Here is a 14,376-nt window from a genome sequence, read left to right as displayed (position 1 = left end):
GCTCTTATAGATAATCTTAATCACGCAATGAGGCTCTATTTACCTCACTATCGGCGATTTTTTCGATCTCATTTTCACCTGTCTGAATCTGAACTTCTGCCACTTTTTCCGAGTGTATTTCCTTTGTCGCTTCCTGATCTGTTTCCTTTTGTGGGGCAGTTAAGGCAGCGGCTGGTTTCTTCTCTACTTCAACCTTTTTTGATGCTTCAATCTCAGCGTTCTCTTTGACCTCGGCAGGAGATTGAGTTGTAGGTTGCTCTACTTTTGGCGCTTTTATCTCATGGTGAGCAGCTTCTACTGTTGCAGTCGTTGCTTCCTTCTCTCCCTTAGATGTCGGCTCTGTCTCTGTGATCTTCACATCAGAAGCTTCTGGTGAGACTTGAGACTCTGACGGGATCTCTTTCACCGGAGTTTTCTTCTCTTCGGCAGATGACTCTTGAGTTGTACTTCTATTTTCAGACTCATTCTGTTTCTGATCTCTTTTTTCATGCTTCTCTTGGGCTTTCGGCGCTCCCTCTGAGCTTTCTACTTCTCGATCAATCTTCTCTGTTGGAGCCTTGTCAGTAAGTGACTTTTGAGGGGTATCAGTAGCCTCTGTTGCTTGATCTGCTTTTTTAGATGCTGCCACCTCTTTTTCAGGGGTCTGCTTGCCGATCACTTGATCGTCAGCTTTATTTTCGACCTTTGAAGATTGGTTCTCGGGCTTTTGTCCTTCATCCACTTTTTCAGAGACCACAGCTTTTGTCTTGGGCTCAACTTTTTCGGTCACTTGCGTATTCTCTTCTACCGCTTCAACCTGTTTTGGTTGTGCTAGCTCCTCTTTAGCGACTCTCGGACGACCTGTTCTAACAACTCGTTGACGAATCTCTTCGCCCACTTTTACCTCAATAACCTCTTCCTCTTTAGTTCGGTTATTTCTTGTTGCTTTTTTGGCATCAGATCGTTGATCGCGATCACGACGATTGCGTTGACGAGGTGCTCTCTCTTCTGATCGCTCTTCAGATTGATTCTCTTTGCGCTCTTCAGGCTGCTCTTTACGAGCTTCATCAATACTCTCTTCGCGACGCTTTTGGCGTTGATTTTGGCGCTCATTTTGACGCTCATTACGCTCTTTTTCATTATTACGTTGAACGTTTTCGTTACCTCGATCATTGCTTCGATCATTGTCGCGGGTTTGCGTATTTTTATCGGCTACCTGTTGCGTTTGAGTTGAAGGTTGGTTTTTCTCATGATCCGCCTCATTGCGAGTGTTTTTACGATCATTACGCTCTCGCTGTTTCTCTTGTCCGCTTTGAGTCTCTTGCTGAGCTCGACTTTGTTGATTACGACGCTGATTTTGGTTATTGCGCTCTTGCTGTTGATTCTGTTGTTGATTTTGATTATTACGGCGATTGCTCTCTTTAGGCTCATTTTGTTGAGCTGTTTGATTGAATTCCGCATTTACATCAACTTCACGCTCGACTGTCTCAATGGTATTGCGACTAGGATGATTATGGCGTTGATTACGCTGGCGCTGCTGATTATTGCGACCGCGATTATTGCGCTGTTGATCACGATTGCGATTATTGCGCTGCTCATTGCGAGGATTTTTCTCCTCTTTTTTCTTCTTCCCGCCTTGATTGTCGCTCTCTGTTGTTTTGTTGAAGAGTGCTTTTACATAGTTGAAGATTGAGCTTAAAGCCGCCTCTGTTTTTTGGATAAAGGTTTTCTCTGCTATGGGAGCAACCTCTTCTACCTTCGGTGGAGGCGCCATTGGAGAGATTCCGGAAACAGCCGGTTTTTCAATCATCTTCTTATTAGCGATCACCGCTTGATTGCGAATATCATCGATCGTAAGCTCTTCTTTGATGATATGTGCTTCACTGTCAGCGCCGGTCTCTTCATCATTGATGCGATAACGGGTCATCTTAAAGTGTGGTGTTTCAAGCTCAGTATCGGGAATCACGATCACGCGTACTTTAAGGCGAGTTTCAATATCCTCAACATCTGCACGTTTCTCATTTAAGAGATAGACTGCGACATTTACCGGGACTTGAATCACTAATTCTGAGGTGCGCTCTTTTAAACACTCCTCTTCAATCAGGCGTAAAATTCCTAATGCTAATGATTTGGTATCGCGAATTGTCCCTTGTCCTTCGCAGCGAGGGCAGACAATATGGGAGGTCTCATCAAGTGATGGACGTAATCTTTGACGTGACATCTCAAGAAGCCCAAAACGTGAGATTTGACCTACTTGAATTCTCGCTCTATCTGAAGCGAGGGCATCATGAAGTGCTGATTCAACTTTACGCTGATTTTTGCTATCGAGCATGTCGATAAAGTCAATAACAACCAATCCCCCTAAATCGCGAAGTTTTAATTGTCTTGCAATCTCTTCAGCTGCTTCAAGGTTGGTGTTAAGCGCAGTATCTTCAATATCCGCCCCTTTTGTTGAGCGACCTGAGTTGATATCGATTGAGACGAGCGCTTCCGTATGATCAAAGACAAGTGCTCCGCCCGATGGTAGACGGACATTGCGCTCATAAGCCGTTTGAATCTGAGATTCAACCTGGAATCTTGTAAAGAGAGGAATTTGGTCATCGTAGAGCTTAATTTTGTCGCCAATTTGGGGCATGATCGTGTTGATGAAGACTTCCGCCTCTTTAAAGACCTCTTCATCATCGATTAAGATCTCACCGATGTCGCTTCGATAGTAGTCGCGAAGCGCACGGATAATGATATTACTCTCTTGGAAAATAAGAAGAGGCGCAGAATGTTGTTTGCCGGCATCTTGAATCGCTTCCCAGAGCATAATGAGATAGTCGAGATCCCACTGTAGCTCTTCTGAGGTTCTTCCCATTCCTGCTGTACGAACGATAAGTCCCATCTCTTCAGGAACAATTAAATCAGCCATTGCATCGCGAATTTCTGCGCGGCTCTTACCCGATATGCGGCGTGAAACACCGCCTGCGCGGGGGTTATTGGGCATTAAGACAAGATAGCGTCCTGCAAGGGAGATATAGGTGGTAAGGGCGGCCCCTTTGTTTCCCCGCTCTTCGCGTTCTACTTGAATAATTAGCTCTAAGCCCTCTTCAAGCTGATCTTTTACTGCCATCTGATGATCTTGAGGGTTCTTAAAGTACTCTTTAGAGATCTCTTTAAAGGGTAAAAAGCCATGTCGCTCAGAACCATAATCGACAAAGCAAGCCTCAAGAGAGGGCTCAATTCGGGTGATTTTACCTTTGTAAATATTAGCCTTTTTCTGTTTTGTGGCCACATTTTCAATATCTAAATCATATAGGTGTTGTCCATCAACAAGGGCAACTCGCATCTCTTCTTGTTGAGTTGCATTAATTAGCATCCGCTTCATTTTTTCTCCAGTAGAGAAATAGAGGTTGCTTACAAGCGTTATCGCCCCATCCTATCCTTGTAGGAGAGCAGAAAACGCAGGAAAGAAAGATCTCTATTGCTCAAAAATTATTATTTATTATTCTTCAATGCAGATGTAGCCCAAGAGACGATCAGTCAAATGGGCTAGATCAAGCTTACGTTTTAAATGAACTATTCAATTATCTGGGCGATCTAGTTACCCGCTGAGCGAGCACTTTGCGCTGCCGCGATAATTTGACGATTTCGTTTAATGAGATCTTCGTTCTTAGTAAAGCTAATAGATTTATTGGCCATCTGCTCGGCAGCAGCGTAGTTTTTCTGATGAAGACGAATCTGTGCAAGATCGTACCAGATACTTGCATTTCTAGGCTCTAAGCGAACTGCTCTTTCAAGCGAACTAGCCGCTTTATCGAGACGATTTTCTTGAACTGCTTTTCGCGCATCATCGAGGAGAACTTTTACTGCATTACCGCCAGAGGGTGCTGCTGGAGGCGTTTGCGCTACAGGCGCTGCGGGAGCTGGAGGCGTTGCCGCTGCTGTCTTGACACCACTGTTAGGTGCCGGAATAGCAGGAGCTGTTGCTGTAGGTGCTGCCGGGAAGGTCGCTTGAGGCGTAGCATTACCAGTAGTGGTAGCAGGCCAGTTAGACGACGAAGGGGCAGGGAATACAGGTGCCTCCGTTGGTATTTGTTGTGGTTGCTGAGAACCTAAAAAACCAACCTCATTACTTTGAGGAGCTTGAACCGGTGAATCTTGTAACGCGTATGCTTTAACCGCACCGCTATTGTCAGGGAAGCTAGGCTCATAAGGTTGTCCTTGGATCGGACGAACGCGAGCTCCCTCGGGCGCTGTGGCTGCACAGGCCGTTAAGACTAATAGACTTATTAAAAAAATGGCATTTCTTTTCACGAAAATATCCTTAAACAAATTCTGTTGCATCATGGAATAATCACTGATGAATAGTCGTTATAATTTACCACAGATTATCTCTGTAATACAGTGAGAGTTGCATTCCAACATAGGGGGATGTTACTCAAATATAAAGCCACCAGATTCCGGAGATTCTGGGAGGTAGAAGCATTCACTCGCATAGGTAGGTTGATAACCTGCTATGAAAGGAAGCGTTCTAATTTTAGTATCAGGGCAGTTGTTTCTCGGAGGCAGGAGTCCGGTAGAGAGATCAACCGCGACATCGATAATATTGGCCGGTTTCTCTTGTGAGATACTCTCAAGGTGAAGGTTTTTCATCGCTCCCGCCCAGATTGGCAGGGCGCCAGCAGTCCCTGTTAAGCGTCTGATCGGTTTATTATCATCGCGTCCAACCCAAGAGACCGCAGTATAGTTGCCGGTAAAGCCTGCAAACCAACTATCGCGATAATCATTGGTTGTCCCTGTTTTTGCAGCGACGCGAATATTTTTACCAAGACTATTGCGTAATGAGCCGGCAGTTCCTTGATTCACGACATCGATCATCGCTTCTGTAATGAGATAGTTTGGCGCCGGTTCAATTGCTTGGATAGGGTCAACCTCAATCTGAGCAAGAAGTTTACTATCGCTATCTGTTACCTCGCGAATGGAGCGAAGAGGTGTGTAATAACCATTATTGGCGATAGTTGAGTAGATCTGTGCCACCTCGATAGGAGGAAGATCTACCGAGCCGAGAAGGGAAGAGGGAACCGCCGGAATATTATATTTGATGGGATTGACGCCAAGGCGATAGAGCGTATCGACAACATTCTCGACACCAATATCCATCCCTACTCGAATAACCGGTAAGTTATAGGATTTTGCTAGCGCGGTAATAAGGGGAACCCAGCCATGTAATCGGCGATCATAGTTATTAGGACTCCAAGTTTTACCACTAATGACTAGATTGATGGGGGAGGCATCATCGAGCGGAGTTGCCAATGAGTAACGACTCGGCTCCTCTAACGCACGAAGATAGACAAATGGTTTTACTAAAGAGCCGATGGGACGATTTGTATTGAGTGCTCGGTTAAATCCTGCTTGTCTAACATTACGATCACCAACAATAGCGGCAATTTCACCGGTATTATTTTTAGCGATAACGATCGATCCTTGTAAAATATTGGGGGTCAGTCCTCGATCTTTTTCGATCCGTGAGAGTGTACTCATCACCGATTGTTCAGCATAATTTTGGACGATAGGGTCGAGCGTTGTGAAAATTCTTAAACCCCCAGAGTTGAGCTGGTCGGCGCTATATTGCTCTTTGAGTTGCTTATAGACAAGCTCGATAAATGCCGGGAAGCGGGTCTTTGCTGGAGGTGGGTTTTCTAAAATTTTAAGAGGCTCAGCTTTTACGATAATCGCATCCTCTTCACTTAAGAGATTCTGCTCAACCAATACATCAATAATTAAGTTGCGACGTTTAATAGCGATCTCGGGATTACGACGAGGATTATAGCTACTTGGGCTAGGAATAACGGCAACTAATGTGGCAATCTCCCCAATAGAGAGTTCGTTGACGGGTTTTCCAAAGAAAAATTCACTCGCGAGTCCAAATCCATGGATCGCACGATCTCCATCTTGTGAGAGATAGATCTCATTGACATAGGCCTCTAAAATCTCATCTTTATCGAAGCGCCAATCGAGAACAATAGCGTAAAACATCTCTTGGATTTTACGCTCTAAGGTTTTTTCGCTCGTTAGGAAGTAGTTTTTGATCAACTGTTGAGTCAGTGTTGATCCCCCTTGGACATTTTTACCCGCTTTAAAGTTGGTTACTAGCGCCCGCATAATCCCTTTAGGGTTGATTCCAAAGTGCTGATAATATGCACGATCTTCCATCGCAAGAAGCGTATCGATCAACATCGGGGGAATCTCTTCTCGTTTCAAGAGAATACGATCCTCATTGTGTGTTGGATAGATAGAAGCGATTAAGAGGGGTTCAATACGGGTTAAAGGAATCTCTTCACCTGTTGAGCGGTTTTTAATGCTGGTGATACGATTATTTTTAAAATTGACCTCAACTTGCTGAGATTCTTCTGTCCCATCGCTATAGGTAAAGGGGCGAGTATGAACAGAGATACGATTATTGTCTTGATCAAAATAGAAGGTGCCCGGTTGGCGCAACGACTTTGAAGAGCGATAGAGGATCCACTCTAACTCTTGAAGCATCTCTTTAGGCTTGAGCTCTTTACCTGTGTAGAGCTCTAAAGGACGAGCGTATACCCGTGCCGGAAGTGCCCATTGGCGGTTTTTAAATTCGGGGGTAATTTCGTGATCTGCTTTGATAATAAAGTAACCAAAGATAGGGAGCGTAACAAGAGCAACGATCACAATAATGGAGATGATGAGTCGCATAAGGTATGCCACAGCACGATTAGCACGTTCACCAGTAGTTAGATGGTTTTTTTTGTTTTTCATGAAATAACGGATACCAGCTCTGAAATAGGGGAGTACTCTAAAAAGTAGTGGCTTCAATAGATATCGCGATCTTCAGAGAGATGATCTGCATAATCTACTTTTTGACTTTTTTGTTTACGATTTTGCATTATATAAGATCCGCTCTCTAATGAAAAATATAGTTTATATCAACTTTCTTAGTAGCATTTTTCGTCATATCGGTATAATCTTAACTTATTAAAATAATGAGCCTATTAGTATTTAAATTCTATAGAGGTGAATAGAGATAATGGCTGAAGAAGGTAGTAGGAAAGGCGAATCTTGGTTGCAACGACTAGGGTTCGATAAACATAAAGATATTAGTATTGAAGGTTTGATTCGCGATTGTGAAGAGGCGAAAAATCAGGGATTAATTAGTGATGATTCTATGGAGATGATTCGCGCTATTATCGCTGGGTCGCAACAGATTGTGCGGGATATTATGGTGCCGCGCGCAAAGATGATCACCATTGCAATTGATGAATCACCTGAATCCATTCTAGAGCGAATTATTGCATCGGGCCATTCCCGTTTCCCCGTCTTATCTGATAATCATGAAGAGATCGCCGGTGTGCTTCTCTCAAAAGATCTTCTACCCTATGTCGGGGAGAAAGAGCTTGATATTAAGCCACTGATCCGTCCTGTAGAGTATGTTCCTGAAGGTAAATTTGTAACTGCACTGATCAATGACTTTCGAATGAAGCGAACGCATATGGCGCTTGTGGTTGATGAGTTTGGCTCGGTCTCGGGTCTTATTACAATCGAGGATCTTTTAGAGCAGATTGTCGGCGATATTGATGATGAGCATGATCGTTGCGAGGAGCCGGCAGAGCAGGTGATGGTTTTAGGTGAGAACCACTATCGAATCGATGCCTTAATTCCGTTAGAGGACTTTAATAGCTATTTTCATCGAGATATTGAAGAGGAAGATGTTGAGACATTGAGTGGTCTTATTATGAAGACTGCCGGCAGCCTCCCGGCTGAGAATGATCAGGTAATGATCGATGATATGTGTTTTAAAATACTCCCCTTTACCGGAAATTATATTAGCCAGGTAGAATTAACCTTTAAGGAAAACTCATAGTATCATCGTGTCATAGTGGCATCGTGTTATCGACACACTCTTTTCCTTATCTGTGGCTAGAAAATTGTGTAAAAATTGCATAATTGCATAAATAATTAACAACAGGCTCATTTTGTTTGACAGAGTTAGGATGATTCTCTAAAATAACAATTCTTAATTCCTCGATAGCTCAGTTGGTAGTAGCACTTGACTGTTAATCAAGGGGTCCCTGGTTCGAGCCCAGGTCGAGGAGCCAAATTAAGAAAAGCCCGGATCAGCTGATTCGGGCTTTTTTTATTCAATAGCTCTTAAATTTAGATAAGAGAGGATTGATGAGACAGTTTTTTATAGTAATCCTAATGGTCTGTTTTTGGGGTTGGAGTGGAGAGCTCCTATTAGGTGATGATCATGATCGCCGCGAGATTAAGATTCTAAGGCAGACACCTTCAGAGATCGATCGGGCAATTAGTGACCATCTCTGTATGAGCTATGAGGTGATTCATCCCTATCATCGCTGTTTAGAGCGCTATTATGATCAGGGTGATCTTGATCGAAAAGCGCTACAAGAGTATGACTTTATTATCACTACTGAGCAGTTTTACAATGAATCATTAGCAAAAGATTTCCAGTTAGTATTGCCTCTCTATCATCAGGCCTTTACGGTTGTGGCTAGGGGGATCTCTCGTGATGAACTCTTTTCTGATGGGCAAAATTTTGGTGTACTCGATCAGCCTACTCAGACAAAGGTATTAGCTGATGTCTTAAAGGCGATGAATATTAATCGTAAAAAGCTCCCGCTTCGCCATTTCTCATCACAAGCACTGATTGATGATTTTTGTAGTTTTGAGATCAATGTGGCATTTGTAACGGGTGCGCATCCAAGTCGAATTGTTCGACAGATCAATACCCTTTGTGGTGGCGAGCCTCTCTCAATCGTTGCAGCACTTCCTAAAAACTTCTTCCAAAAGCATCGGTATTTCTATAAAACGGTTGTTCCTAAGGAGTTCTATTGGCGTATCCCAGAGGATATTGAAACGCTCAGTATTCGCCATCTATTAGCGGTTAATAACCGTTATGATAGTGATGAGCTTGAGGCGCTAATGAGCAGCTTTATCGATGAGCTTGAATATAACCGCTCTCTTCCTGTCACAGAAGCCTCTATTCTCCTCAATTACAATAATCTTCAGACCCCGCTTCATGAGGTTGGAGATGAAATTATTGAAGAGCTTCAAGAGGAGCTTCAGGCAGAATTGGCAACAGAAGGGGTGACTATGCGCTCTAATGAGTCATTATTAGGCACTTTAGATTAGTTGATCAGTGTGATCGCTTTTATGGCTCAATACTGTTATGACTCAATAAATTGTTGAATCTGATGGAGTGCTTCCTCGGCATAATGGGGCGTATTAACCTCAAATGTGGAGAGATTCTCTTCGCTTCTAAGCCATGTTCTTTGCCGTTTAGCATATTGTCTTGTGGCGATAATTGCGCGTTCTACTGCTTCAGATAGGGTCATCTCTCCTTCAAGATAGTTCCAGATCTGGCGATATCCGACAGCACGCATTGAAGGGTAGTCGAGATTGAGCTCGGGATAGTGTTCTCTAAGTGTTGCAACCTCCTCAATTAAGCCGGCATCGATCATCTTATGGTAACGCTGGGCGATCTGTTGGTTGCGTCTCTTTTCATCACTATTTGCTAAGGCAATTTTAAGAAATGGGTAGGCAATTCCCGGTTTTTTAGGGAGATTCCAGTAGTAGGTCAGAGGTTTTCCTGTTTCAAGGTAGACGCTCAGCGCCCGAATTACCCGTTGAGTATCATTTGGGTTGAGGCGCTGAAAGCTATCAGGGTCAACTTCCTTAAGCGCTTGATGTAGTACTGCGCTCCCTTCTATCTCCGCACGCTCTGTCAGCTGCTTTAAAGTATCCGATGAGACTTGTGGAATCGGGGAGATTCCTTCTAAGAGTGACTGAAAGTAGAGAAAGGTCCCTCCGACAAGAAGGGGGATCTTTCCTGCAGCAAAGCTTCTTTCGATCTCATAGATCGCATCACGGCGAAATTCAGCGGTAGAGTAACGTTCGGTCGGCTCACAAATATCGATCAAGCGGTGAGGATAACGGATTAAGGTCTCGGCATCAGGCTTAGCGGTCCCGATATTCATCTCCCGATAGATCATGGCCGAATCTACCGAGATAATCTCTACCGGAATTTGATCGGCAATTCGCATCGCAAGCTCCGTTTTCCCGGTAGCGGTAGGGCCCATCAAACAAATTACTCTCTTATTCATGTAAAATCCTTTATGATAATAAGATTATTTTTTACAGGATAGTATAGCGCAATGAGCCAGTATTGGACGACCTTAGATCACCTTTATATAGAAAAGTTACTTGAGCCGGGAGCGGAGATTGATCAAGTTGCTCAATCCTTTCAGATTAAGATTAGTCCGACAATGCAACAGCAGATTTCCCGTGCAAAAGGGGAAGAGCGAGAGGCGCTGTTGCGCCAATTTATCCCTTCGATAGCAGAGAATCATATCCTGCCAGAAGAGTTAGATGATCCTATTGGTGATGGTCGTTTTACCCCTGTAGCGGGAGTTGTGCACCGTTATCCAGATCGAGCATTGTTGAAGATTACCCAGCTTTGTGAAGTCTATTGCCGTTTCTGCTTTCGTAAAGAGATGATTGGGCAGAAAGGGGAGAATTTAACAAAATCTGAGCTCCAAAATGCGCTCGACTATTTTGCTGAGCATCAAGAGCTGTGGGAGGTGATATTAACAGGTGGCGATCCTCTGATTCTCTCTATCCGTCGGTTGCGCGAGGTATTATTGGCATTAGCGGCAATTCCCCATCTAAAAAGTATTCGAATTCACTCGAGAATCCCATTGATCTCTCCTGAAAAGATCTCTCCAGAACTCTTAGCGCTCTTAGATGAGGTAATGGCAAGTGGCAAGATGCTTACTGTCGTCCTTCATGCGAATCATGCGGCGGAGTTCTCACCGGAGGGGAGAGCGGCCTTGCGTGCTCTGCGTAGTAAGGGGGTGATGTTGCTCTCTCAGTCAGTATTATTGAAGGGCGTTAATGATAATCTTCCGGCATTAAAGGCGTTGATGTATACCTTTGTGGAAAATGGCGTTAAACCTTACTATCTCCATCAGATGGATCTTGCTCGGGGAACAAGCCACTTTGTGGTGAGTAATGAAGCAGGTATTGCTTTGATCAATCAATTGCGAGAAGAGATCTCCGGAATCTGTATCCCCCGTCTTATTATTGAGATTCCAGAAGGTGAGGGAAAGCGGGTGTTAGCATAGCTTTTTATAGAGTTAGCAGAATCTCTTGAGCGGTCTGCGGAATACGGTTCCAAGGAAGAAGTAGGTTGAGGCGTGAGCCACCATATTGGCGCCATAACATTGTTGAGCGGATACCGGCGAGAAGTAGAGCTCTAATTTCATTGGCAATATGGGGTTGGGAGAGAATAGATTGCTCCCCTTTGACCATAATGCGAGGTGTTAATTTGCTTAAGGTTTGCGAGTAGAGATCGGCGATCGCTGCGATGATATTTTCATGAGTGATCTCAAAATGTTGTAATCGGGCAGCGATATTCTCAAGGCCACTTCCTAAAATATTGAGTATCTCAGGATTTTTTCTAAGGGAAGCCTCTAGTGAAATGAGAGAGTAGAGATAGATCTTTGCCGGCGCCGGTACATTTTTTAATCCGTGGGCAAATGCTGATAGACCAGGTTTAATATTGCTCACTCCATCATAGACATCATCGATATTTTCCGGTTTGAGAACAAAGATACTATGGAGGAGTGGGTTGCGCTCCTCATTGGGGATAGAGCCGATCGTTGCAATTCGATCAACCAATATCGCTGATTGTAATACTGCCGATAGTGCAATGACTTGATTTCTATTCATTCCCTGCTATTTCATCCTCTTGATCGATCTTCAATATCGATAATATCTTTTAATGTAACTTTAGCTTAATTTTAACTTTTCGGCTGACGCCTCTTCTTGTCGTCAGGGCTATTGCAAATCATAACAGAGCTTATAGCTTCTCTGCAAAATCTTCCCGCCAATTTAGAGCGCTACGGGCGGGATTGCTCTTATCATGATTTCAACACTAGAAGAGGCTTGCAGAGATATTGATACAGAGTCCTAAGATGGCCATATTGAAGATAAAAGAGACGATCGATTGAAGGAGTACGGCGCGTCTCATTGGGGTGGAAGCGATCTCCACATCGGCAGTTTGTGATGCTACTGCAATCGTAAATGAGAAATACATAAAATCAAAATAGCCAGGACGGGTGATCTTATCGGGGAAGAGTAGCCAAGGGCTCTGCTCAATATCGGGGCTGCTGTAGAAGAGATGGGCATAATGCATGGTGTAGCCCATTGGCAGTAGAAGCCAAGAGGAGATTAGAGTCGATGCTGTGAGGACATATTGTAAAATCTTCTCATCTCCCGTTAATCCATCATGGCCACCCAAACCGAAGAAGAGGACGAGGAGACTTGCACAGCATCCCGTTAATAGAAAGAAGAGTACCATGCGCGCACTCTCATCCTCATTACGCGTTAGATGGCGAATGTCGTGATTTTTGTGGCGCATAATCTTTTGGGCTAGGAAGAGAATATAGCTCCAGGAGAAAGCATTCCAACTGATGATAAAACTCATCCAAGGTGTATGTTTCGAGATCAAGAGGCAAAAGATAGTGATCGCCACGATGAGAGAGACAAGAAAGCGGGGGCGAGACAGAATGGTGTTGTGAATAAAGTGGAGGGTGCGAAAATTTTCTTTCTCTGGTGTAGACTTCTGCATAATGCGCGCTTCCTCCGTATGCTCATATAAGAGATATAATTTTAGATAAATGTTGTAGATAGAACTATGTAGATAATGATTCTTTTAAAGAGATGCTCTTTAAAAAATTTGAATTATTTTTCAAAATTGATAGAAGAATTATATCGAATAAATGAGGTGGGGCGAAAAGATATTTTTAACTCCATTTTTAGAGGGTTGAATCGGTCTCTTTATCGCATCCTTTGTAGCTTGTTGGTAGTTAATTTGTAGACAAATCATCTTAACTTCTTGTTCTTCGCTTTAATCTCCTCTATAAGTAGATAAATAACTTTTTATATAGAAAACAGTAAAGGAGAATGGAGTGCTAAGTCTGATTGGATTTGCCACAATTTTAACAATTGTTACCTTATTAATTCGGGGGAAAGTGATCCCGATAGTTGCCTTAACGCTAATACCTATCATTGGTGCTTTAGTGGCGGGCTTTGGAATGGAGGAGATTGGTGGTTTCTTTAAATCGGGTTTAGGCTCGGTGATGAATGTTGTGGTGATGTTTATCTTCGCCATTATCTTTTTTGGAATTTTACAAGATGCAGGTCTCTTCGATCCTCTGATCAACAAGATGATTCAATTGACGAGGGGAAATATCATTACGATCTGTATCGGTAGTGTGATTATTGCTGCGATTGCTCAGCTCGATGGTTCGGGCGCTTCAACCTTCTTAATTACCATTCCGGCACTCTTACCGCTCTATAAACGGATGCGGATTAGCCCCTATCTTTTAGTGCTGTTGATCGGGGGGAGCGCAAGTATCATGAATATGATTCCTTGGGGTGGTCCTTTAGGGCGAACGGCGAGCGTGATCGATATGGATGTTACAGAGCTTTGGCGTCCATTGATCCCGGTGCAGGTTGTGGGAATGATTCTTATGGTAGGCTTAGCAACCGTTTTGGGAATGCGTGAGAAGCGTCGTATTGCGGCATTGCCGGCATCATCTGAGGTAGAGGGAAGTGATGAAGATTTAGCGCCGATGACATCTGATCTTAAGCCGGGACTTTATCTCTTTAATCTCCTTTTAACGATTGGCATCATCGCTATCTTAGTGACGGGAATTATTCCGGCAGGCTTTGCCTTTATGATCGGGGTTGCGATCGCTTTACCGGTGAATTTCAGAACAATTCAGCTACAGAATGAGTGTATTAAACGTCATGCGCCTAATGCTTTATCGATGGCGTCAATTATTCTTGCTGCCGGCGTCTTCTTGGGCGTTTTAAATGGTACAGGAATGTTAACCTCTATTGCGCAAGATCTTATCAATATTATGCCGGAATTTATGGGGCGTTATATCCATCTAATTATTGGCTTTTTAGGATTACCTTTCGATCTTCTTTTAAGTACAGATGCTTACTACTTTGCATTACTGCCCGTTGTTGACCAAATAGCGACAACTTATGGAATAGCATCAACCTCAACAGCTTATGCGATGATTGTTGGTAATATTGTAGGAACATTTGTTAGCCCCTTCTCTCCTGCACTATGGCTCGCGCTTGGTTTGGCGAATATCGAGATGGGGCGCTATATCCGCTACTCCTTCTTCTGGATGTGGGCGATTGGTATCTTATTGCTGATTGCAGCCATTATTATGGGTGTTATTGCGGTATAAGTAGAGTCGCAATAGGCTAAACGAAAATAGATAATCCCTAATAGACGCAAAATCGATGGAGCTTGCGACTATTAGGGATTTTTAATAGCTA

The 14,376-nt window shown here is 43.6% G+C and carries 10 protein-coding genes and 1 tRNA gene; 5 read left to right on the top strand and 6 right to left on the bottom strand.

Features of this window, described 5'->3' with window-relative positions; genetic code table 11:
- Nucleotides 1-16: 16 nt before the first annotated feature.
- The 3 genes from DC077_RS06350 to mrcB all read right to left on the bottom strand — a co-directional run bounded on the left by DC077_RS06350 (nucleotide 17) and on the right by mrcB (nucleotide 6,756).
- Nucleotides 17-3,349, bottom strand: a complete 3,333-nt coding sequence (locus DC077_RS06350) for an Rne/Rng family ribonuclease (RefSeq protein WP_109201603.1) — start codon at nucleotides 3,347-3,349, stop codon at nucleotides 17-19.
- A gap of 212 nt (nucleotides 3,350-3,561) precedes the next feature.
- On the bottom strand, nucleotides 3,562-4,278 hold the full coding sequence (locus DC077_RS06345; protein WP_109201604.1) for a tetratricopeptide repeat protein: 717 nt from the start codon (nucleotides 4,276-4,278) through the stop codon (nucleotides 3,562-3,564).
- Between the two features lie 120 nt (nucleotides 4,279-4,398).
- Complete coding sequence (gene mrcB / locus DC077_RS06340; RefSeq protein ID WP_239990351.1) at nucleotides 4,399-6,756, bottom strand: penicillin-binding protein 1B; 2,358 nt, start codon at nucleotides 6,754-6,756, stop codon at nucleotides 4,399-4,401.
- 268 nt (nucleotides 6,757-7,024) lie between these two features.
- Here mrcB and DC077_RS06335 point away from each other — a divergent pair, with 268 nt between their 5' ends.
- The 3 genes from DC077_RS06335 (at nucleotide 7,025) to DC077_RS06325 (ending at nucleotide 9,147) form a co-directional block, all read left to right on the top strand.
- A complete protein-coding gene (locus DC077_RS06335; protein WP_109201605.1) occupies nucleotides 7,025-7,858 on the top strand; it encodes a transporter associated domain-containing protein in 834 nt (277 codons plus the stop codon).
- 158 nt (nucleotides 7,859-8,016) lie between these two features.
- Nucleotides 8,017-8,093: transfer RNA gene (locus tag DC077_RS06330), tRNA-Asn, on the top strand.
- Between the two features lie 76 nt (nucleotides 8,094-8,169).
- Nucleotides 8,170-9,147 carry a TAXI family TRAP transporter solute-binding subunit gene (locus DC077_RS06325; protein WP_109201606.1) on the top strand — a complete coding sequence of 326 codons (978 nt, stop codon included), beginning with the start codon at nucleotides 8,170-8,172 and terminating at the stop codon, nucleotides 9,145-9,147.
- A 35-nt stretch (nucleotides 9,148-9,182) separates the two neighbouring features.
- On the opposite strand, the gene miaA is transcribed toward DC077_RS06325, so the two are convergent.
- Complete coding sequence (miaA, locus tag DC077_RS06320; RefSeq protein ID WP_109201607.1) at nucleotides 9,183-10,118, bottom strand: tRNA (adenosine(37)-N6)-dimethylallyltransferase MiaA; 936 nt, start codon at nucleotides 10,116-10,118, stop codon at nucleotides 9,183-9,185.
- A 51-nt stretch (nucleotides 10,119-10,169) separates the two neighbouring features.
- Here miaA and DC077_RS06315 point away from each other — a divergent pair, with 51 nt between their 5' ends.
- Nucleotides 10,170-11,138 carry a KamA family radical SAM protein gene (locus tag DC077_RS06315; protein ID WP_109201608.1) on the top strand — a complete coding sequence of 323 codons (969 nt, stop codon included), beginning with the start codon at nucleotides 10,170-10,172 and terminating at the stop codon, nucleotides 11,136-11,138.
- Nucleotides 11,139-11,142: 4 nt separating this feature from the next.
- Here the strand turns inward: DC077_RS06315 and hflD are convergent, their stop codons facing one another.
- Nucleotides 11,143-11,745: a high frequency lysogenization protein HflD gene (hflD, locus tag DC077_RS06310; RefSeq protein ID WP_109201609.1), complete on the bottom strand. Its 603-nt coding sequence runs from the start codon at nucleotides 11,743-11,745 to the stop codon at nucleotides 11,143-11,145.
- Between the two features lie 205 nt (nucleotides 11,746-11,950).
- Nucleotides 11,951-12,646 (bottom strand): DUF1345 domain-containing protein, encoded by a 696-nt coding sequence (locus tag DC077_RS06305; RefSeq protein ID WP_109201610.1) that lies wholly within the window; start codon nucleotides 12,644-12,646, stop codon nucleotides 11,951-11,953.
- Between the two features lie 340 nt (nucleotides 12,647-12,986).
- Between DC077_RS06305 and DC077_RS06300 the strand changes: the two genes are divergently transcribed.
- Nucleotides 12,987-14,285 carry a CitMHS family transporter gene (locus DC077_RS06300; protein ID WP_109201611.1) on the top strand — a complete coding sequence of 433 codons (1,299 nt, stop codon included), beginning with the start codon at nucleotides 12,987-12,989 and terminating at the stop codon, nucleotides 14,283-14,285.
- The last annotated feature ends 91 nt before the right edge of the window (nucleotides 14,286-14,376 follow it).

Source organism: Ignatzschineria cameli (assembly GCF_003121895.1).
In the GTDB taxonomy this organism is placed as follows: domain Bacteria; phylum Pseudomonadota; class Gammaproteobacteria; order Cardiobacteriales; family Wohlfahrtiimonadaceae; genus Ignatzschineria; species Ignatzschineria cameli.
Note: the sequence above shows the minus strand (reverse complement) of the source record. Positions and strands in the feature narration are given on the sequence as shown.

Bases quoted from the DNA above. Each gene is read 5' to 3' on its own strand.
- DC077_RS06350 (WP_109201603.1), bottom strand. From the start codon at position 3,349: ATGAAGCGGATGCTAATTAATGCAACTCAACAAGAAGAGATGCGAGTT.
- mrcB (WP_239990351.1), bottom strand. From the start codon at position 6,756: ATGAAAAACAAAAAAAACCATCTAACTACTGGTGAACGTGCTAATCGT.
- DC077_RS06335 (WP_109201605.1), top strand. From the start codon at position 7,025: ATGGCTGAAGAAGGTAGTAGGAAAGGCGAATCTTGGTTGCAACGACTA.
- DC077_RS06325 (WP_109201606.1), top strand. From the start codon at position 8,170: ATGAGACAGTTTTTTATAGTAATCCTAATGGTCTGTTTTTGGGGTTGG.
- miaA (WP_109201607.1), bottom strand. From the start codon at position 10,118: ATGAATAAGAGAGTAATTTGTTTGATGGGCCCTACCGCTACCGGGAAA.
- DC077_RS06315 (WP_109201608.1), top strand. From the start codon at position 10,170: ATGAGCCAGTATTGGACGACCTTAGATCACCTTTATATAGAAAAGTTA.
- hflD (WP_109201609.1), bottom strand. From the start codon at position 11,745: ATGAATAGAAATCAAGTCATTGCACTATCGGCAGTATTACAATCAGCG.
- DC077_RS06305 (WP_109201610.1), bottom strand. From the start codon at position 12,646: ATGCAGAAGTCTACACCAGAGAAAGAAAATTTTCGCACCCTCCACTTT.